At 63.7% G+C, this 18,134-nt stretch carries 22 protein-coding genes, 1 tRNA gene and 1 pseudogene; all 24 read right to left on the bottom strand.

Annotated elements, in window-relative coordinates; genetic code table 11:
* Window positions 1-611: 611 nt before the first annotated feature.
* The 24 genes and pseudogenes from ACYQ6J_RS08965 to ACYQ6J_RS08850 all read right to left on the bottom strand — a co-directional run bounded on the left by ACYQ6J_RS08965 (window position 612) and on the right by ACYQ6J_RS08850 (window position 18,113).
* Window positions 612-854 (bottom strand): hypothetical protein, encoded by a 243-nt coding sequence (locus ACYQ6J_RS08965; protein ID WP_460183842.1) that lies wholly within the window; start codon window positions 852-854, stop codon window positions 612-614.
* A gap of 165 nt (window positions 855-1,019) precedes the next feature.
* Complete coding sequence (locus ACYQ6J_RS08960; protein WP_460183841.1) at window positions 1,020-2,069, bottom strand: hypothetical protein; 1,050 nt, start codon at window positions 2,067-2,069, stop codon at window positions 1,020-1,022.
* Window positions 2,070-2,113: 44 nt separating this feature from the next.
* Window positions 2,114-2,533, bottom strand: a complete 420-nt coding sequence (locus tag ACYQ6J_RS08955) for a hypothetical protein (RefSeq protein WP_460183840.1) — start codon at window positions 2,531-2,533, stop codon at window positions 2,114-2,116.
* Window positions 2,534-2,557: 24 nt separating this feature from the next.
* A complete protein-coding gene (locus ACYQ6J_RS08950) occupies window positions 2,558-3,904 on the bottom strand; it encodes a hypothetical protein (protein ID WP_460183839.1) in 1,347 nt (448 codons plus the stop codon).
* Between the two features lie 405 nt (window positions 3,905-4,309).
* A complete protein-coding gene (locus ACYQ6J_RS08945) occupies window positions 4,310-4,972 on the bottom strand; it encodes a M78 family metallopeptidase domain-containing protein (protein WP_460183838.1) in 663 nt (220 codons plus the stop codon).
* A gap of 167 nt (window positions 4,973-5,139) precedes the next feature.
* Window positions 5,140-6,681: a phage portal protein family protein gene (locus tag ACYQ6J_RS08940; RefSeq protein WP_460183837.1), complete on the bottom strand. Its 1,542-nt coding sequence runs from the start codon at window positions 6,679-6,681 to the stop codon at window positions 5,140-5,142.
* Window positions 6,682-6,692: 11 nt separating this feature from the next.
* A complete protein-coding gene (locus ACYQ6J_RS08935; RefSeq protein WP_460183836.1) occupies window positions 6,693-7,835 on the bottom strand; it encodes a KTSC domain-containing protein in 1,143 nt (380 codons plus the stop codon).
* Between the two features lie 42 nt (window positions 7,836-7,877).
* Window positions 7,878-9,386 (bottom strand): terminase large subunit domain-containing protein, encoded by a 1,509-nt coding sequence (locus tag ACYQ6J_RS08930; protein WP_460183835.1) that lies wholly within the window; start codon window positions 9,384-9,386, stop codon window positions 7,878-7,880.
* Window positions 9,379-9,750 (bottom strand): hypothetical protein, encoded by a 372-nt coding sequence (locus ACYQ6J_RS08925; RefSeq protein WP_460183834.1) that lies wholly within the window; start codon window positions 9,748-9,750, stop codon window positions 9,379-9,381. The genes ACYQ6J_RS08930 and ACYQ6J_RS08925 overlap by 8 nt, the downstream gene beginning before the upstream one ends.
* A gap of 43 nt (window positions 9,751-9,793) precedes the next feature.
* Entirely contained in the window at window positions 9,794-10,129 is a 336-nt protein-coding gene (locus ACYQ6J_RS08920; RefSeq protein ID WP_460183833.1) for a hypothetical protein, read from the bottom strand.
* A gap of 6 nt (window positions 10,130-10,135) precedes the next feature.
* Window positions 10,136-10,351, bottom strand: coding sequence for a hypothetical protein (locus tag ACYQ6J_RS08915; RefSeq protein ID WP_460183832.1), 216 nt, complete (start codon window positions 10,349-10,351; stop codon window positions 10,136-10,138).
* Window positions 10,348-11,289, bottom strand: coding sequence for a C1 family peptidase (locus ACYQ6J_RS08910; RefSeq protein WP_460183831.1), 942 nt, complete (start codon window positions 11,287-11,289; stop codon window positions 10,348-10,350). Before ACYQ6J_RS08910 ends, ACYQ6J_RS08915 begins: the two co-directional genes overlap by 4 nt.
* A complete protein-coding gene (locus ACYQ6J_RS08905; RefSeq protein WP_460183830.1) occupies window positions 11,286-11,861 on the bottom strand; it encodes a hypothetical protein in 576 nt (191 codons plus the stop codon). Before ACYQ6J_RS08905 ends, ACYQ6J_RS08910 begins: the two co-directional genes overlap by 4 nt.
* Window positions 11,812-12,177 carry a hypothetical protein gene (locus ACYQ6J_RS08900; protein ID WP_460183483.1) on the bottom strand — a complete coding sequence of 122 codons (366 nt, stop codon included), beginning with the start codon at window positions 12,175-12,177 and terminating at the stop codon, window positions 11,812-11,814. Before ACYQ6J_RS08900 ends, ACYQ6J_RS08905 begins: the two co-directional genes overlap by 50 nt.
* A gap of 256 nt (window positions 12,178-12,433) precedes the next feature.
* Window positions 12,434-12,715: a hypothetical protein gene (locus ACYQ6J_RS08895; protein ID WP_460183484.1), complete on the bottom strand. Its 282-nt coding sequence runs from the start codon at window positions 12,713-12,715 to the stop codon at window positions 12,434-12,436.
* Between the two features lie 55 nt (window positions 12,716-12,770).
* On the bottom strand, window positions 12,771-13,112 hold the full coding sequence (locus tag ACYQ6J_RS08890; RefSeq protein WP_460183829.1) for a hypothetical protein: 342 nt from the start codon (window positions 13,110-13,112) through the stop codon (window positions 12,771-12,773).
* A gap of 764 nt (window positions 13,113-13,876) precedes the next feature.
* Window positions 13,877-14,056, bottom strand: a complete 180-nt coding sequence (locus ACYQ6J_RS08885) for a hypothetical protein (RefSeq protein ID WP_460185560.1) — start codon at window positions 14,054-14,056, stop codon at window positions 13,877-13,879.
* Window positions 14,057-14,105: 49 nt separating this feature from the next.
* A pseudogene (locus ACYQ6J_RS08880) lies at window positions 14,106-14,258 on the bottom strand (carbon storage regulator); the annotation flags it as partial.
* 182 nt (window positions 14,259-14,440) lie between these two features.
* A complete protein-coding gene (locus ACYQ6J_RS08875) occupies window positions 14,441-14,590 on the bottom strand; it encodes a hypothetical protein (protein WP_460183828.1) in 150 nt (49 codons plus the stop codon).
* A gap of 34 nt (window positions 14,591-14,624) precedes the next feature.
* Complete coding sequence (locus ACYQ6J_RS08870; protein WP_460183827.1) at window positions 14,625-15,221, bottom strand: recombinase RecT; 597 nt, start codon at window positions 15,219-15,221, stop codon at window positions 14,625-14,627.
* 185 nt (window positions 15,222-15,406) lie between these two features.
* Window positions 15,407-15,607, bottom strand: coding sequence for a helix-turn-helix domain-containing protein (locus ACYQ6J_RS08865; protein WP_460183826.1), 201 nt, complete (start codon window positions 15,605-15,607; stop codon window positions 15,407-15,409).
* 200 nt (window positions 15,608-15,807) lie between these two features.
* Window positions 15,808-15,880: transfer RNA gene (locus tag ACYQ6J_RS08860), tRNA-Phe, on the bottom strand.
* A gap of 208 nt (window positions 15,881-16,088) precedes the next feature.
* Window positions 16,089-16,997, bottom strand: a complete 909-nt coding sequence (locus ACYQ6J_RS08855; protein ID WP_460183825.1) for a DUF58 domain-containing protein — start codon at window positions 16,995-16,997, stop codon at window positions 16,089-16,091.
* A 54-nt stretch (window positions 16,998-17,051) separates the two neighbouring features.
* On the bottom strand, window positions 17,052-18,113 hold the full coding sequence (locus ACYQ6J_RS08850; protein ID WP_460183824.1) for an AAA family ATPase: 1,062 nt from the start codon (window positions 18,111-18,113) through the stop codon (window positions 17,052-17,054).
* Between the last annotated feature and the right edge of the window lie 21 nt (window positions 18,114-18,134).

The following is an 18,134-nucleotide window of genomic DNA, read 5'->3' as shown; positions in this document are numbered from 1 at the left end:
CACCTGGCTTGCAGAGGAGATTGTCTGCGGAACCCTCACTCGCTTTACACTTCCGGTAGGTGTACTTAGCAGGACATTGAATTCCAGAACCTGGGGCGGTCGGGCAATGCTGGTCAAAAAGTCCCGTCGTGTCACAATCCAACAAATCGGATCCATAAGCCTTCAAAACGTCATTGCTTCTGATTTGTCTGGGGCTCGTGAACATGGCAACCCAAATCAATCCTGCGATCGTCAGCGTCATCGTAAGTGGTCGCACCATTTCTTCACCCTCCTCGTTGTTCTGAAGTGAGCTGCGATCTCACCATTTTGAATCGCCGGGCTGATTTTATCTGTGTGTGTGTGTGGGTTGTCAAGTACCCCCTCCAAGATTTTTTCGCCTACCGGCTCACATCCCTCGTGCCGGCCGGTCGGCAGTGGGGGATGATACCCAACCAGAGCTGACATTTTGACGGGCATCTGTCACGGGGTTGTGCGGATTGCCCCCTACGCTTTGGAGTCGATCGAGTCGGCGGGGTAGCGGGAGATGGACGGACGACAGTGGCCCAGATGCTTCGGCCGACGCGAGCAGAACGCCTGGGGAATCCTGCGAGCGGCCGCCTCGAGGGCTGTACTTACGACGCCGTTGCCTGGGGCGGCGTTGCCCTCAGCGCCAGTCCGTCCCAGCAGGCCGACCACCGCGGCGTGACGCAGGAGATGGGGGCGATGGTCTCCTCGCCTCGCCGCTCGTAGCCGTCCTTGCCGAGGGCCGAGATATGCCGGGCGCCGGGATACGTGTGCCCGCGGTAGATGTAGGAAGGAAGGGAAAGGCAAGAAACGTCACCGCCGTCAGGGGAAGGCGCTGTATCGCTGGCCACGGGGAAAACTGGGGCTTGATGGGAAGAGGAAGCTTGGGAGCGTGGTTGTACTGGCTTTGCACTGGGAGTGGTGGCAAGCTCGGTCAGTCCGGATGGGGTAACCAGCTCACTCGGTGATACTGGTTTGAAGCCGGCCTTCTTCAGTCGCCCGGCAAGGGCCTGGTCCTAACCGGATTGCATGGCGGGATAGCCCCCTACGGCCAGAAATGCTTCGCGGGTGAAGCCCCACGAACCGTGGAACAGCCCGCCGGTCGTCTTACGCTGCAAGTGCGTGCGGCGGTCGATCCAGACCTCCGCGGGCCGCGACCAGGAGATACCGGCCGCGAAGACCTGCGCCATCGTCTCCAGGTGCCAGGGCAGATAAATGTCGTCATCGTCCCACACGGCGTAGGCGTCCACATCGGGTGACACCAGAGCCGCTGAGGCGTTCCGCTTCTCACCCAGTGTGCGGAAGCGGTGCCGGGTGGTGACGAGCTTCACCCCGGGCAAATGGTCGTTGGCCGCCGAAGGCTCGTCGCGGAATTGGTAGCGGAGGGCGCCCAGGGCGTCGGGCGACCCCTTGAGGTAGTCCGCAAACTCCTGCGATTCCGAGATCGCGCGGGCGACCGTATCGCCCAAGACCAAGACCAGGTCTTTGGCCTTCACGGCCCCCAAGGTAGCCGACACGATCCGCTGAACGGCGGCGTTGATCGACTTGCGGATGACCATATTGGCCGTCGTCGCGGCGTTCCACTTGGCGCCGAACGTCGCATTGACGTCGATCACGTTATTCGCGTCGTAGTTGGATTCCGTGAAAATCCGATTGGCCGCCATTTGCGTCCGCGCCGTCATGGCTTGGCGGGCCTTGATCGAGGCGTTTTGGTTGACGATGTCCCAATCGGCGTTGTCGCGGGTGAGGTCCCCGACGGCGGCGTGGGGGGCGTACCGCTCGCAGCGATACGGGACGAACTCGAACGACTCGGTATTGTCCAGCCCGATCGGGGCGTCCGCGCCGTCGGGCCAAACGAAGTCCGCCAGGTCCGAGTTGAGGATGCGTCCCGCCTCCTCCACGGTCATCTTGAGGCACAGCCCGGTGGACTTCTTGACCGGGACGATTTGCGAATAGCGGAGCACCGGAAACTCGGACGGGTTCCGCCCGAAGTCCACGATGAGGCGGTTCGTAGCGTCCAGATTGGGGACGGCGACGTTGTAGGCGGACGGCATCACGGCGGGCATGGTTCACACTCCAAGCTATGCGGGGCGATACTTCATCAGGTCAATCAGCTCAGGGCGGGTCGGACCTTGCCCAGCACGACCTGAACGCGGATTTTGTCTCCGGCGGCGCCGCCCTGTAACGCCACGGCGCCGTAGTTTTGGATGGTGGTTCCCGTGGTCGCGACGGGAACGGCCCGTCCCTGGGAATCGCTCTTGAGGAGCTTGCCGGGGGTTACGTTCGCCCCCGCCTCGACCAGCACCACGGAACCGATTCCGGCGACCATCACGGATTGGCCCGATTCCGCGGCGTAGGTCGGATCGACCCAACCCGAAATGGCGGGCTTATTGGTCCCGGGTTGGGCCACGCCGATGATCTCGGCGTTATCGCCGGATTGGACGGCGGACGATTCGTCGGTCGAATGCAGCGAGACGAAACGGGAGGGGAGGATATTCCCCTTGGCCAGCAATTGCAATTCGGTGAGCATGGTCGGGGGTCCTATGGTTACGTGTCAGCGGCCGCGCGAAACCGCCTCCAAGGCCTCGTCGTAGGAAATATGCTGTCCGGCTTTGATCTTTTGCTTGGCGTATTCCAGCGCCTTGCGGCTCAACTCCTCGCGCTGTTTGCGGGCGTAGCGCTCGGGACCGTCGGGGGCGTAATCCGGCGCGGCGTCGCCCCATACGGGAAGGTCCATCGCCGTGGGGAGAGGCCGGTAGCGGCGACGGATCGTTTCCACGTGCTGCGTGAATTCCTGGTCGCTCGCCTTGCCGTAGGCGACCCGTCGCATTTCCTCGTCCACGTCCAGGTCGAATTGCTGCGCGAGGGATTGCAGGATCGAACGGCGTTCCGAATTCACGCGGAGGGCCCGCTCCCGCTCCAAGCCCTGCCGCAGTTGATAAATCTCCTTTTGCGCCTCCAGCAGCGCCTCGCGCCGCGCGTAAAGCGTGGTCGAGCGATATTCCTCGACCCGCTTCGGGCGCTGCGAGGTTCCATCATCGGCCGGCTTGTTGTCGTCGTCGTTCTGCGCCTCGTCGTCGTCCGGCGGGGCAGGCGCGCGGCCTGCGTCCGCCTTATCGTCGTCGGCGTAGGTCCGGCGTTTTTTGTCGATCGGCGGCGGGGGTCCCTTGTCGTCGGACGGTTCGCCTTTCGCGTCCGGTTCGGGTTTGTTGGCGGCGGCCCGTTGCTCTTGAATCCACTTGAACCAGTCGGTCGCCTCGATCGCGTGGAGAATCGCTTGAATGTCCTCGGGGGTGAGTTGGGCCATCTGTGGGTCTCCGGTGTAGGTTTCCGGCGGAGGATCGGCGGGACTCATATTCCACGCCGACGGCTGCGCGGCGTACTTCTCGCATAGCATCCCGTTCCCCTCGGCGCGATAAAGGAAGTTCATTCCCAAATCCAGCCGCGGCGTCTCCGCTCCCAGCATTGCGATGGGGTCGAGGAAGATTCGGTCCGGGTCGAATCCGTCGAGCGGAATCCATACCTCGGGGCTGGGCCGCGGATAGCGCTTCAGTTGCTTGGCGTCATCCTTGAAAATCCAAAAATCCGCCGCGATAACCGCGCGGCCGCCTTGATCTTCGACGCGGAACGGACCGGCAAAGCCGATCAGGGGTTTGGCCGAAACGGATTCGTAGATGTGCCCTAGGCATACCGCCGCGTAATTCCCGGTTTCCTCGATCCTCCGGTTGCAATTCCGGGCGATTTTTTCCAGCGCGTCCCGGTCGTAGGTGACGGGGGTTCCGTCGCGTAGCGTCGTGCTATGCTCGGCGAAGACGATTACCCCGGGGATTCTCGTAAACTCTTCCGCCGGGAAACGCTCGGCGTGGGAACGGGAGTTTTGCTTGCGAAGGGCGACCGTCATGACGATAATATAGGCGGCCCGTCCCGCAAAATGCCGCTTCCAGATTCCGCGTGGAGGGCGCGACGATGCGTTTCCGGCAATCTCTTCGACGTACCTGGGCCGCTGTCAAAGAGGAATGGGACGCGATCCGTGAGGATCTGCATCTCATGATCTTCGGGGCGGATCCCCCGGAGTTCCAACACCGCGTCCTCTACGTCATCAAGGACCAGGATGCGGACAAGGAAATCGCCCACTACAGCCTGGTCATCGATGCCGAGACGGGAGAGGATCTTGTCAATGTCACAGGCTGGGCCGCAGCCAAGATTCCCCCCGAGGAGCGGATCACGGAAAGGGAGTATTATCGGCGTTATTTTGACTGGGAACTGCCCCCCGATGATGGAACACTCCCCCCGTCGGCTCCCGATGCTATCTATCTCGGTCTAGACGACTTACAAAACGACTCATCCGAGGATGCGTCCTTGCAAAATCCTGACTCAGCCAGTGAAGGGCCAAGGCCCAGGCGAGGGCTTCTTTGGCGTCTCTTTTCACGTCGGCCTTAATTTGCGTGTCCAAGAATCTTTCGGCTAAGTGTTCTCTCTCTTGACGCCAAATTGCTTTCCATTGCGGTTCGTCATGGATCGGCCGGTCATCCTCTTTAAGGACGATATGGGCCAGTTCGTGGGCCAAAAGGTAGCGATACTCGACCGTGCTGGCGGGACCGTCGATGACCAGGACGGCAGCCCGTCCTCCCTGAGGGAGCGGGACCCAGTGCACCACGGCGGCGACCTTTTCCGGTCGTGGCGGTTGCTGCTGGGTTGATCTCTTCACAAGACGCCCCAAATAGTCATGCCACGCCCGGACTTCGCTCATATCCGCGCAGACAATGGCGGTGGCGTGGTGTCGGGCAAGGCGGCTTTGGGAACCGACTCCCAGCCGCGGCCAAAGGTATTCCCAGGCCTGACTCAATTGCCGGCGATGGATCCGCCGCCGCCGCTGTCGCTGGGCCTGCGTCCCTTGCGGCAGGACCGTCTCCTGGAGGCGGGACCACACCCGGGAGAGGTGCTCAACGACGTGCGAACGATGCCTCATCTCGGATGCGAGGAGCTGCCGCCAAGCGGCACGGGATTGCTCGCTCGATGGAATGGCTTCGTGGAGTCGGTGCCAGCGGCTCCGCAACAAGATCCGTAATTCGCCACCGATTGGGCGAATCGTCCCCTCGGGGATTTTCTCGCGGGCATAACGTTCCCGACGCCCGCTCAGTTCTCGCTGGCTCTCCGGGGGCCGGTCAAGCCGGAGAAAGGGTCCGCGGGGTCCTCCGCCGTCCCCACCGGCTCGCCCGTTCCGATCCCCGCTTCCCTTTGCTCATCGCGACCGGAATTGAGGGATAGAATCTCTTCATCCTCGGCCGGCTCCGCCAGTCCCAAAAGTTCCCGCACGTCGCGGGCGCGAATCGGCAGTCCCATGCCATAGGCCGCCTGCAAGGCTTGGAGTCGTTCCAGCACGTCCGGCTTTTCGGTCTCGATCACCAGCCGTAACGGGCATTCGTCGAACCAGGGATAGTTCCACTTGACGATCCGAGCGACCAGCTCGGTGGTGAGCGTCTCGGCCAGGTTGATGGAATCATATTTGACGATTTGGAGGAACGTATCGAGGTGAATCGACGCGAGGTTGGAACCCAATCCCGTGGCGTGGGCCTCCGTGGTCAGCGTCTGCCCCAGGATGTAGCGCTTGATTTGGTGGCCGAAATACTCCGTGATGATGTCCTTGAGGGCGGTCGCCCCGGCCATATTCCGCTCGATCACTTCGACGCCGAACATTTGCCCCTCGGGACCGGCGGGGCGGGGAATGACCAGGATATTGCGCGCGTTCCCGATCCGCTCCTTCGCGGCGTTGATCGTGTCCTCGCGGGCCTTTTCCGATCCTGCCGGATAGTACCAAAGCTCCAAGCCGAACGCGGACCGCTCCAGGTACTCCATCAGCCACGCCAGGGCCTCCTGTTTTTGGTACCACGTCCAATAGATGCGGGATCGGATTCCGACCCCGAAAATCCGCGCCGCGTTCTGGGGGCTGTACCAGTCGCCGTCCTCGACGGTGTGGCGGTGGATGGTAATTAGCTCGCGCAGGTGTTCCGGCGGGAAAAAGGCCGGCCCAACGTAGGTCGGGAGGATCGTTCCGCCGTTCGCATCCGCCCAGGACCGCCAACGCTGGATCATGTCGTCCCCGCCGGCCGACAGGCCGAGGCGGATGCCCACGCAGTCCGGGTCGAACTCGCCGGTGTTATCATCCCACCGCCAAACCAGCTTGTCCCCGTGGAGGGGCCGCCACTTGCGAATGCCGACCAACGGTCGGCCCTTGCGCACAACCCATCCCGCCGTATTGACCACCGCATAGCGACCGAAAAAGATCGCCTCCAGCAGGGTTTCGCGGTACTGGAGGAACCGCGGCGTTTTCCGCAGTATCCACGTCACCTCGTCGGAGATGCGTTTTTGCTCGGGGTCCGTCGGGTCGTCCGGCTCGATATGCCAATCCAGCAGCGCGACAGCGCGTTTCCGGACCTCCAGCGGTTCCATCACGGCAACGTCCTGCCGGAGGTATTGGGCATTGGACCAGGAATGCTGGAGGGCCTCGTCGCTGGGCATGTAGGATTTGGACCCGCCGCCGTAGACGCCCGCGAAGGTCACCACGTGGGGGACCGGGGATTGTCCCAGGTTGGGCGCGATTCCGGATTGCGCGGGGATGCCCAGGGGTCGGCGTTCGACGCCGTCCGCGCTCACAAGGGCCATTTCGTCGTTGCTCATGGTTGGTCTCTCTAGATTCCGAATAGTTGCGCCCGTCCGGGAGGGATCGGGGACGTCGGTCGAAACGTCCGCACCACCTCGAACGCTTTACGCGATTTCAACCACTTCCCGGACGGCCCCTGCACCAATCGAGGCATGAAGACCTCGCCGTACTCGCCTTCGTAGTCGCCGGTCAAGGGGGTGAACGTCGCCTTGCGCGGGACGTAGGTCCCCGCAATCGCGACCAGCCGGTAGTCGAATCGGTGCCCCGCGACCGTGCCGCGGATTCGCAGGTGGTCCCACACCCAGGACCCCGGAGAGTCGGCGCGCAAGAGGTCAAGGAACATATTCGGGGGGACGTTGTAATAGCCGTAGATCGGCCCCGGCCCGGCCGGTACCCAGTCGCCCAGTTCGCGGACGTATTCCTTCTTGTGGAAACGCACATAAAGCGTTGCGTCGCGGTGGTCGTAGGCGACGGAATGCACGTCGGAACTTTGCACCTCCTGAAACTCTCCGGTCCAAATCGGATGCGTTTCCGGCAGATGCTCGAACCCGGGCGGGCGGGACTGCGGAGGGGTGAGCGACACGACGTCCGGGATCGTCAGCTTCGGTTCGAACACCGCGGGGTCCAGGTCCGCGAGTTCTTCCACGCCGCCGAACACTTGGAGGGCGTCCAATTCGCCGATGTCGCGCAGGTAGCGCCACGCCGCGGCCCGGCCGCGCGAGCGAAGGGAGGGATTCCACGGTCCGGAGGGGTTCGGCAGGACCTCCATCCCGAACGCCTGCACAAGGCGGATTGCGGCGTTGAGCGCCGCCGATTGGGAGTTGGCGCGACCCAGGGGCGCACCGAACAGACTAAGCATCAAGTCGCCGGCTGGGCCTAGCGCCTTCAACCATTGCCGGACGATTTCCCCTCCGGGGCTATCCTCTCGGGCGTATTTTTCCACGACGTAAGCGGCGGTTCCGAAGCGGAACCGCTCGATCGCGGACGGGCCGCCCCCGCCGATGGCGCGTTCGAGCGCGCGAACGAATCGTTGACCGGCGCGGGCGTTCCGGTAGCGGGACTCGCCGGCCAGGGCGGCCAACCGGCCGACCGCCGAGTTTCGAAAGTCGTCCACCGCCTCCCGTCGGGCCGCGGCGTGAAAATTGCGGAACAGTTCCGAGTAGAACCCCATATCGGCCATCCTATCGAACCCGACGCGGCGGCTGCCGCACCGTCAACGCCACTCGAACCGCAGGCTATCGCGCCCGCCCGGGCGGTAGGTGAGACTCTCCACGCGGCGCGGCGCGTGCTGGGTGAGCACGCGGCAGGCCATTTCGAGGGCGTCCGGGCCGTCATCGTGCCGGCCGATGGGAAACTCCGCCAGTTGCCGCCCTAACAGCCGCCCGTGGGGCGTGTCGGCGATGCGGAGTTGTCGCGCGGCCAGCCACGGTCCCAGCCGCCGGACGCGGAGAATCTTCGGCAGTGTGTTTTGGATGTAGACCAAAGGTAGGGACACGCGGAACCCCTGCCGGCCCCGTCGCTCCAGTTCTTGGGCGAAGAGGATTTGGAATTGATTCGTCTCCACGGCGACGAAGTCGGGCCGGAGGGTGTCGAACAGGCCGAGGGCGCGCTCGAGCGTGCGGTTGGGGGAACGTACCTCCAGGTCGCAATCCACGAATACCAGGTCGGAGTGCTTGTGCATCCCCGCCCAGACGATGGCGGCGTAATCCGACGCCGCGTCGTCGCGCCCGCGGGACGGATCGACGGCCATCACCAGGGGATCGAGTTGATCGCGCGTCGGCCATTCCCCGACGGGGACCCAGAGGTGGTCGGCGAAATACTCCTCGGGAAACTCGGTTCCGCCGGCGGCCTTGGGGTCCTGTTGGTAGAGCGCGGCGAACCCCCGCGGGTCCGTCGCCTCGATGTCGCGCAGTTCCTCCGCCGATATGAGTTCGGGCCAGAGGGCCTCTCCGGGGCGTCGCGGATCGTCCGGGTGCGACGACCCGGACGGGCCAGCCAGGGCCGGGAGGGTGAGCACCTCCCAGTTCCCCAAACCGCGGCCCGACAGTCGTAGAATCCTACCCACAAGGTCGTCTTGATTCCAGCGGGTCATGGTAACGCAGACGCGGGCGCCCGCGGCGCGGCGGGTCCAAAAATCCCGCGTGAACCAATCCCAGAGCCGGTCGCGGACGACGGACGATTCGGCGTCCTCCGCGCAGCGGACCGGGTCGTCCACGATGCCGCAGTCGAAACCAAAACCGGTGATCGAACCGCCCACCCCGACCGCGCGAAGGTATCCCTTGCGTCCGGGTATTTCCCAGTGCGCGTCGGTCCGCTTGTATCGCCCGCCGCGGCGCCCGGGCGCCGGAAGATGGAGGCGAAACAGTTGTTGGAAGCGTTCGGATTCCACGCAGCGTTGCACGTCGCGGGAATTGCTTTCGGCCAGGGATGCCGTATGAGCGGCGATAATGATTCGCGCGTCCGGGTTGCATCCGAGCAGCAGGGCGGGGAGCCGTCGCGAAACCAGTTCGGTTTTTCCGTGTCTCGGTGGCATGGAGAGGATGAGGTTCCGCACCTCCCCCCGGCGCCAACGATCGAGCGTCCGGCAGATTAGCCGGTGGTGCCAGTGTGGCGCGTACTCGGGAAAGGTCCAGCGCGTGAACGCAAGCAGGCCGTCGCGGGCGCGGCGTCGCGCCAGTTCGCGGAGGGCCGGCGGCAAGTGCAGCGGGTCGCGGTCATCCATCCGCCCAAACATCGTCCAGTGAGCCATACCCCATCGCGGCCGCCTCCCGTTGGGCCTCGCGGATTAGGTCTTGTTCATCGAGTTCGACCAGCTCCGGATCGAGGGGGCCGGCGGGAGGCGGGGCGTCGGCGCGGAAACGCGGCCGGTACGCGCTGAGCAGGTACATGAGGAGCCGATCCGATCCGTCGCGCGCCCTCTTCCAGGCCTCCTCCTCCAGGCCGTCGAGGGCCGATTCGCGGGCATCCAGGAATCGCCGCCGATAATCCGAATCCCGCAGCCATCGGTAATGGTCCGTGCGGGAGATTCCCGCGGCGCGTGCCGCGGCGGCCACGTTGGCGTTGTTTGCGTAGGCGGCCAGGAACACGGACTGTAAGCCCCGCGTGCGTGCCGACGTCGTCCCCGTTGTGTTATTGGCGGCGGCTTTTCGAGCAGCCGTTCGTCCCCGGTTTCGTGTCGTCGTCTTTGTCTTGCGTGGACTCATAGATGGCGAGGCAAGGCCGGGCTTCCAGCCGCAGGCGAAGTTGTTCGACATTGTATCGCGTGGTTTGGCAATCCTCGACCACCACTTGCAAAAGGTGGATTTGCCGGGTGATCGCCTCCGTATTGGATTCGACCACGGACATGGTTTGCCGCGATAGCCGAACGATTTGCACGACCAGCCAAGCGCAGAGCGTCAACAGCGCCGCACAGAACGCGGCGAACCCTGCTTGAATCGGAACGGACCAGAACGTGAGGGGGTCCATAGATGCTTACCTTCGCCGAAAGATACCTCGCCGCGGCGCGACAGAGCGGGACGGGTACGCGCATCGACCGTCGGGACAATCGGCCGCCGCCGCGGGCGCCGCCGAAGGATCGAGCGGCGCCGCGGCGTGCGGAGGGGCGGAAGGAGGTCCCAGCATGGCATAGTCGGGGAAGGCCAGACGATAATCCAAGACAACGGCCAGGGCGAAAGTTAGAGCGGTCATATCAGCAAATAATCCAGTTTGCGAATCGGGAAACCGTCCAGGTCGGCGACGGCGTAGGCCTCGCCCTTGCGGACCAGCAGGTCGAAGGCCTCGGCGTCGGCGCGGTAGCAGCCGGGCGGTAGCGGTAGGGGATAGTCTCCCGTCGGCCCCTCGACCCAGTCATCCCCCCACGACCGGTTGTCCATAATCACATGCGGGCGGCTTGCGGTGTCGTCCACCCCCACGACCAGCCAGCTATGGGCGGTCGAACCGGTCGGACGCAAAAAGCCGTCTCGGTCTCGCCGTGCGGGCAGACTCCGCCAAAAGGCTTGGGACGTGCCGAACCAGACCACGTATCCGGCGGCGATTGCGTCGCGGCACTCCGCGTAATTGCGGATCGGCGACCAGGCCCGGACCAGGTGCTTTTGGCAGAGCGGTTCGAGTTCGTCCGGCACTCCGGAGTTTCCCCACTGGGCCGCCAGCATGTCGTCGTCGTGGTCGGGGATGGTGAACGTCCGCCCGCCGACCTCGTAGCGTCCGCGGGGGAGCACCCCGAGGCGGCGGACCGCCTCGACGGCGTTTGCCACCACGGCCCCGTCCCCACGCAGCCGGCGGCCGCCGATTTCGACGCGGGCGAACCCGTAGACGATTTCGGATGAAATGCGGGCCTTCCACTCCGCGCCTTCTTTCACGCGGAGCGCTTGGAGAACGTCTCCGGCGCGGCCCCCGGCCCGGCCGACGCAGGTCCCGCGGGTCTGCGGGCGGTATGGAATCCAATCCCCCTCGACGTCCCGAAGCGCCTCCAGCAGCACGACGCGCTTTCCGGCGCCGGTGTCTTTGAGGTGCGGGGCGTCGGCGTACAGGCCGCCGACGCCGGCCGCGGCGCAGACGCGGTCGATCAGCGCTGGGTCATGGCGCCAGCCTCCCAGAAACCGGAGCGATTCGGGCCGGTCGATCATCGGGCGTTAGCCTCCAGTCCCGAGGCGAGGTCCCGGAACAACGCGCCGTGGGCCTCGGGCGTGGTCAGTTTGCCGCTTTCGGCTAGGGTGTTCATGTAGTCGCGCAAGCGCTGGAACCATGGCAGCCAGGCGTTGCGGTGTTCGCCCAGGGTCTCGCGGTTCGCGGCGACGGATGCGTTGATGATCGAGTTTGGGTCGCGGAGTTCCCCGGAGGCGATGCGGACGGCTACGCCCCGGAAGGCGCCCGCCAATTGCGGGGCCTTGGCCCGCGCTTCGTCCGGCACCAGAGACAGCCACTCGCGGGCCAGTCGCGAGGCCTCGGCTTCGGGTTGCGGCGTCGGCGGAGCCGGGTCGGACGGTCCGACGGTGACGACGGCGGTTTGGAGTTTGGCGGGGGACCCGGCGGCCCAGACCAGAACCCAGCGCCCGGGCGCCACGGGCACGACCGCGGCGTCATCCGCGCCTTCCACCACGATGGTGATTCCGCGGTCGGACTTTTCGAGGCGAATCTCCGCCCGGGCATCAAGCCACGGGAGAAGCGTCAGGGCGGCCGCCAAGATGAATCGCTTCATGGACTTCGTTCCTGATCGACAGGAGTTCGTCGGAGGATAGCCCGGAGGCGTCGGCCAGGGCCAGGAGGTCGTTTTCGGAGGCCGCCCACCGCAACAGCCGATAGAGCAGCGTCCAAAGGCGATCGTCGGCGATCGCGGCGGCCAAACCGCGCACGGCGGCGTCGTCCAGGGTCGTCGGCGTGAACGCGGCCAGTCGGGCGGCGGTTTCAAGGACGGTTCCGAGAAACTCCCGCAGGGCCGCTTCGTCCTCGATGGACGGAAAGCGGAGGGCCGACCGCAACGCGCGGAGGATTTGCAGAAGGGCGGCGATCCTCATGGCAGGCTCCGGTTTCGTATGCGACACGCTAAGCACGCGATTTCGGTCACCAGCGCCCCGCAGCCGGGACAGCGATGGGCGATGCGGAGGACCGGCACGGACACGGGACGCCGGCGGCATCGGGAGGCGGTTCCCCGGTCGATGCGCAACAGCAAGGCGACCGACCGCAGCGAAAAGCCTCGCCGGATCAGCCCCTGGGTCGCGGCGGCCAGCGTCGGCGGCGTCATCATGCGTTCAGTGTAGACGGCCGGTCGGGTCAATTGCGGCCACGGCCGGCCTCGATCAATTCCGCATAGAGGCTCGCGACAAGATAGGGAAGATCGGAGAGCGCCACGACCAAATACCCCTCCGGGACGTCGGAGGTCGGCCGTTCAGCCACCAAGACCGCGATGCGACCGTTCCGCACGGCCCGCGTCCGGGCTTTGTGCAACCGCAACGGGGTATCGCCGCAGGGCGGAACGGATTGGCGGTGGAGCGACGGGGATTGCAAAACGGCCGCCACCGCCTTTTCCAGCCTAATCGTGACCTCGGATTCCATTCGCTTCTCTCCGATCCGTCCGGAGGTTCGCTCGGCGGATTCCTACGGGCAGTCATTACGTGGTTCCCGGTCGTCCGTTGCACCGTACAGCGTTCATCGCATCGCGGAACATAGCCCGCACCTCTTGCGCCGAGGCCGGGGGATCGAGTTTTTGGGGCGGAGGCCTTCGCGGGTCGCGCGGCGGCGGATGGGCGACCTCGTAGGGCGTCGGGAACCGCCGCAGCCAAACCGCGGGATTGGGCACCTTCGGCGCCATTTCGAGGATCAGCCGCTGAAGGTAGGCCCCGGGATTCCTCGGGGCCGCGGCCGCCGCTGTCTCTAGGACGGCCCTCGCCCAATCGCTCCCGTTGCAGGCCGCCGAACAAAGCCTCCAGAGCAGCACCCGGTCGCGTTTCACGGACGGACCGGCCCTGCCCCACATGCGGCCGAAGTGCTCGAACGCTCGGCGAATCGCGAGTTCTTGGCTGGGGGGTTCCGCCGTCGTCCCGCCGTCGTCCCCGGCGTTTCGGGACGGGGCCGCGTCGGGTTTCCCCCCCGGCCCCCCCTTTTCCCCGATTCTTTTCGTCGTCGTCGTCGTCGATAATATCCTCTCCTTTCTTCTGTCCTGTAGTCCCGACACGATCGGGACACGATCGGGACAAAACCGGGACGCGCGGCAACCCGTTCGCCCCTTCTCCGGCGGCGGCCCCGTCGCGGCGTTGCCGTCGCTTCTTCTCCCGCTCTGTAAATCGCCGCTTCGCCGCGTGGGATAGCCATCGGTCGAAGCGGGGAATCCTAACTCCGGCCTCGTCCGCCTCCAACCACCCGGACGCGACGACGGCACGAACGAACGACGTGGGAATACGCGCGCACTTGGCCAGGGTAACGGGGGTACTCCCAGGAAACGCTCCGTCGGTGCTGTGCGCCTGAGCCCACGCCCAGAACCTGACCAGCAAACCCACAACCTCATCCACTAAACGCCCCGTCAGACGCGCTAGACGGAGCACCTCGGGGACGGAGTGAATATCCGTCCGAATGGGAATCCAGTCCCCGGCCATGCTGCACCTCAAGAAATCCCGGCGTTGGGGCGCCTCCGTCGCCTCAAAATAACCGCAGCCTGGGTTTCCTCAGCCTGCCGGCGATCGGAAACTCGGAATCTAATGCGTCCATCAGGGCTTCGACCTAACGATGCGGTATCTCCAGCCCCGGAATTGTCGTAATACCCAGCAGCCAGGCGTTGACGATCTCGCGCCCGGACGGCGAGGCCAGGTCGCCGGCGGGGAGCATCATCCGAAAGTGGTACGAACCGATTTCCAGAAATATGGAAACTCCCTCGCCGAGCCTCGTGTAACCCAATTTCATCGGGCCGATCCCCCTTGTCGTCCTCGGCCTTGTGGATGATCCGCTCGATCAATTCCTCCCGCAGGACCGCCACGCGGGAAGGGGCCTCGACGCCGATCCGGGCCTTGTTTCCGTTAACGTCGCAGACCGTAATCACGACCTCGACGTCTTTGGCAATCTTTAGCACGATCCGCTCATCCTTCCTCCTGGTCAACACCAGCATGGCAACTCCTTTTCTTGGCTGGGTTCCATGCGTCCTTCCTCATCCGGTTGGGACGCTGTTTATTCGCGCGCCGCTTCTTCCAGGTCCTCAAGTTCCGTTTCGGCGAAAATCCATCGCTGGTCGGCAAACCACCCGCAGCGGTCACACCAGACAATAGCCCACCCAGCGCTCGGATTGACAACTCACCGGATCATCGCGCCGCATTCGCAGCGGCAGGCATCGTCAAGTCGTATCTCCCCGAATACGCCGGCCATGGTGTGGAATATCGTCCGCCGGATGTCCGCGATGTCGAAGCACTCGGTCATGTCGAGCTGCCGTTCACGCTTCGCCATGTTTCGCATCCTCCCGAGGCCGTCGCGCACGTCGTCACCCGACTTCCGCGTGATCACGAGATTGGCTATTCGTCCGGTTTCCCTTCAATTCCTCTTGCCGCAGGTTCAATAACTGGAACATCTCACTGCGTTCCGCGGAGTCCAAACAGTCGTCCGAACGCAGCGCGGCCGCGATCGTCGGGATGTCGGCCTTTCCGGCCTTCCGGATCATCTCGCGATACCGCTCCACGCATCTCTCGGCCGCCGACACCTCACCTTCCCCTGCGGCAAACTCCGGCGGAGTCGCTCGTGCCTCGTTACCATACAAATCCCCCTTGGGCCGCGTGGCGGATTGGTTCACCGGCCGTCGATCCGCCAGGGGGAGATATTTCAAGAGCCGCTTGATCACGGTCTTGCGGGCCATCTCCGCCCAGTCCGTCTCCCAGGGACTGGAGTCGCTGCCGAACGATCCGCCCCGCTCGGCGTTGGCGTCGATCTCCGCCTTGGTCATCCACTCGACCAAGGGCCGACGGTCGTCGAGGAACCAGGCGACGGCGTAGGCCCCCACCGGATTCCCCTCCGACGTCGGGACGAGGTCTCCTCTATCACAATTGTTGGATACCAATTGCGACGGGACGCGATCCAATCGCATCGCTCACTCCGCAACAAGATTGCGGGCTGGACGCCCATCTGGTTTTTCTGCGCCCCCGCTCAGTCGCCGCAGAGGCGGCTAAGAAGGTGCCGGTGCTTTTACTTTCCGCATTATAGCCGATGTCGGCTATGTTGCAAGAGAAAAAAAGCGGATACAGAAAAATTCCGTAACCGCCGCACTATACGCTACTTACAGCGAATCAGTAATGGGTTTCCTGGTTTAGGATACTGAAATTCGCAAATCGCTCTCCGCTCGATGACATAGCTACGTCCGATTCGCTCGGCAGGTAGATACCCCTTTTCGATGTACCTACGCACAATGCGTTCGTGGCGACCCAGCAACTTTGCCGCCTCCGCAACAGTAACGTACTCCGAGAGCTCGGCCATGCTCATGCCTCCATTTTAGCCGCTACCGGCTACAATGCAACTCGAAAATGGCAGGTGTGTCTAGGCCAACCGGCACCGCCGAAGCCCCCCGGTCGTCACCGATCCGGGCACCTGCCGTGAGTGCACTGGACTACAAGTCCAGGTGACTGATTATCCGGGAAACACAGAATGTCGCGTTCCCAGATGCCTTTGCGTTCAAGTGGACAGGGGCGGGATCGAACCGCCGACACCTGGATTTTCAGTCCAGTGCTCTACCAACTGAGCTACCTGTCCGATCGGGCCGTTTGGCCGCCGTCATTATCACTGCCATAACGCCGCAGTGGCGAGTCTTGACTACGCCGTGACCCGGTCGCAAGACCACGAAGCCATCTTTACTACTTCGCTCGCAGCTATCCGGTTGATTATAAAAACAGCCGAGGCTGCATGTCAAAGGGGGACGGCGACCGCGATCGGGCATGGGCGTCGAAGCCCGAATCGTGCGTCAACGTGCGCGGCGGAATCGCGAGCGTTGCATCAGGTAGTCGGCCAAAACGTCGGCGGGCGGGCGACTCGTATCGACCAAGAGGTACTCCACGCGGTTCCGTTGACAAATCGCGGCAAGCCTTTCCTGAAAGTCCTGAAAAGCGCGGAGGTAGGAGCGCCGCAGTTCGTCGGGCCTGGTCAGCAGCTCGTCCGGCAACTCCAATCCCACGAATTTCACTTGGCCCTCGAATTCGAACGCCAATTCGTCGTGATGCAGTACATGCAGCAGCACGACCTCGTGCCGCTGGTAGCGCCACTGCTGCACGGCCTTCTCTAAATCCGCCGGATCGCAAAAAAAGTCGCTCAACACCACGACGATTTCCCGTCGATGGAAGTGCTCGCCGATCTCCGCGAGGGCTCGCCCGATATCGGTCTTTTCTCGGGGATCGAGCGTCTCCAGATGCTCCGTCATCCGAACGAATTGCGCGGGCGAATTTCCGGGCGGAATAAATGCCAAAAGTCCCCGGTCGAAGGTGGCCAGCGAAATCTTATCGCCTTGGTGGAGGATGAAGTATCCCAGAGTCATCGCCAACCGCGCGGCGTATCGGAGCTTTTGCTGATCGCCCGTCCCGTACGTCATGGAGGCACTGGCGTCCAGCACGAAATGACAGACGAAATTGGTCTCCATAGCGTACTGTTTGACGACCAAGCGATCGCGATTGAAAAAGACTCGCCAGTCGATGTGCTTAGGATCGTCTCCCCACACGTATTGGCGATGTCCTACGAATTCGACGGCAAACCCCGCCAAAGGCGAACGATGTCCGCCCGCCAGATTTCCCTGGACCAATCCCCGGGGTTCCCATCGCTGCCGCGCAATGCGGTCCAGGGCTTCCGAATCCAAGTATTTCGCCAAAACACCCTGCGACACGGTTATTCAACTCCTGGGTGAGTTTTCCCCGGTCAGCCGCAACCGAGGTCGCGGTCAGCGAACGGCGGATTGAGCGAGCGCAAGGTCGTCACTCGGCCTATCATACGGCACATCGGCAGGCACCGCCTCCAGCAACATTTCGATTAGTCGATCGCTCGTGAGATTGTTCGCCTGGGCCGCGTAGTTGCCGGCCAAGCGGTGGCGAAGGGCCGGTTTCACAATCGCTTGCACATCGCCGATGGTAGCGTGGTATCGTCCGTGGAGCGCGGCGCGGGCCTTGGCGCACATGATGAGGGTCAACAAACCGCGGGGTCCTGCGCCCCATGCAACCCAACGGGTCACGAAATCCGGGCTTTCCGGAGACCCGGGCCGAGAGGCTCGAACCAACGTGCAGGCATACCCCAACACTTGGTCGGCGACGGGGATGCGGGTCACCAATTCTTGGAACTGGATCAAGCCTTCGCCCGTAAGAAGCGGTTCCAATCCGGATCGCCGTTCGGACGTAACGCGCCGGGCTATTTCCCATTCCTCGGCGGCGGACGGATAATCCACGTGGATATACAGCAGAAAGCGATCGAGTTGCGCCTCGGGCAGCGGATAAGTTCCCTCCTGTTCCAGGGGATTCTGGGTCGCCAGCACGAAGAAGGGATCGGGCAAAGGATAAACCTTGCCTCCCGCCGTCACCTGCCGCTCCTGCATGGCCTCCAACATGGCGGCCTGGGTCTTCGGCGGCGTGCGATTGATCTCGTCCGCAAGGATCATGTTGGCGAAGATCGGTCCCGGCAGAAAGCGGTAACCGCGCTCTCCGGTGGCGGGATCCTCTTGGATGATGTCCGCCCCGGTGACGTCGCTCGGCATCAGATCGGGCGTGAATTGAATCCGCTTGAAAGTCAGATGCGTCGCTTCAGCCAGCGAACTGATTAGTAGAGTCTTGGCCAAGCCGGGCACGCCTTCCAAAAGGGCATGACCGCGAGCCAGAACGGCGATCAGCACTTCTTCAATGACGCGTTCCTGCCCGACGATGACCTTGGCCAGTTCCTCGCGAAGGCGAAGATAGGTCTGATGGCAACGCTGGACGCGAGCAACGTCTCCCTGACTCAGTTCCGGTTGGTTCATGGCGACCTCGTTGGGGGTTCC

This window comes from Thermopirellula anaerolimosa (assembly GCF_054657335.1).
This window is presented reverse-complemented; position numbering and strand designations above follow the sequence as displayed.

Excerpts from the sequence above, each read along its gene's own strand:
- ACYQ6J_RS08960 (WP_460183841.1), bottom strand. The coding sequence starts at position 2,069 with ATGCCCGCCGTGATGCCGTCCGCCTACAACGTCGCCGTCCCCAATCTG.
- ACYQ6J_RS08955 (WP_460183840.1), bottom strand. The coding sequence starts at position 2,533 with ATGCTCACCGAATTGCAATTGCTGGCCAAGGGGAATATCCTCCCCTCC.
- ACYQ6J_RS08950 (WP_460183839.1), bottom strand. The coding sequence starts at position 3,904 with ATGACGGTCGCCCTTCGCAAGCAAAACTCCCGTTCCCACGCCGAGCGT.
- ACYQ6J_RS08945 (WP_460183838.1), bottom strand. The coding sequence starts at position 4,972 with ATGAGGCATCGTTCGCACGTCGTTGAGCACCTCTCCCGGGTGTGGTCC.
- ACYQ6J_RS08940 (WP_460183837.1), bottom strand. The coding sequence starts at position 6,681 with ATGAGCAACGACGAAATGGCCCTTGTGAGCGCGGACGGCGTCGAACGC.
- ACYQ6J_RS08935 (WP_460183836.1), bottom strand. The coding sequence starts at position 7,835 with ATGGGGTTCTACTCGGAACTGTTCCGCAATTTTCACGCCGCGGCCCGA.
- ACYQ6J_RS08930 (WP_460183835.1), bottom strand. The coding sequence starts at position 9,386 with ATGGATGACCGCGACCCGCTGCACTTGCCGCCGGCCCTCCGCGAACTG.
- ACYQ6J_RS08920 (WP_460183833.1), bottom strand. The coding sequence starts at position 10,129 with ATGGACCCCCTCACGTTCTGGTCCGTTCCGATTCAAGCAGGGTTCGCC.
- ACYQ6J_RS08915 (WP_460183832.1), bottom strand. The coding sequence starts at position 10,351 with ATGACCGCTCTAACTTTCGCCCTGGCCGTTGTCTTGGATTATCGTCTG.
- ACYQ6J_RS08910 (WP_460183831.1), bottom strand. The coding sequence starts at position 11,289 with ATGATCGACCGGCCCGAATCGCTCCGGTTTCTGGGAGGCTGGCGCCAT.
- ACYQ6J_RS08905 (WP_460183830.1), bottom strand. The coding sequence starts at position 11,861 with ATGAAGCGATTCATCTTGGCGGCCGCCCTGACGCTTCTCCCGTGGCTT.
- ACYQ6J_RS08900 (WP_460183483.1), bottom strand. The coding sequence starts at position 12,177 with ATGAGGATCGCCGCCCTTCTGCAAATCCTCCGCGCGTTGCGGTCGGCC.
- ACYQ6J_RS08895 (WP_460183484.1), bottom strand. The coding sequence starts at position 12,715 with ATGGAATCCGAGGTCACGATTAGGCTGGAAAAGGCGGTGGCGGCCGTT.
- ACYQ6J_RS08885 (WP_460185560.1), bottom strand. The coding sequence starts at position 14,056 with ATGAAATTGGGTTACACGAGGCTCGGCGAGGGAGTTTCCATATTTCTG.
- ACYQ6J_RS08875 (WP_460183828.1), bottom strand. The coding sequence starts at position 14,590 with ATGGCGAAGCGTGAACGGCAGCTCGACATGACCGAGTGCTTCGACATC.
- ACYQ6J_RS08870 (WP_460183827.1), bottom strand. The coding sequence starts at position 15,221 with ATGCGATTGGATCGCGTCCCGTCGCAATTGGTATCCAACAATTGTGAT.
- ACYQ6J_RS08865 (WP_460183826.1), bottom strand. The coding sequence starts at position 15,607 with ATGGCCGAGCTCTCGGAGTACGTTACTGTTGCGGAGGCGGCAAAGTTG.
- ACYQ6J_RS08850 (WP_460183824.1), bottom strand. The coding sequence starts at position 18,113 with ATGAACCAACCGGAACTGAGTCAGGGAGACGTTGCTCGCGTCCAGCGT.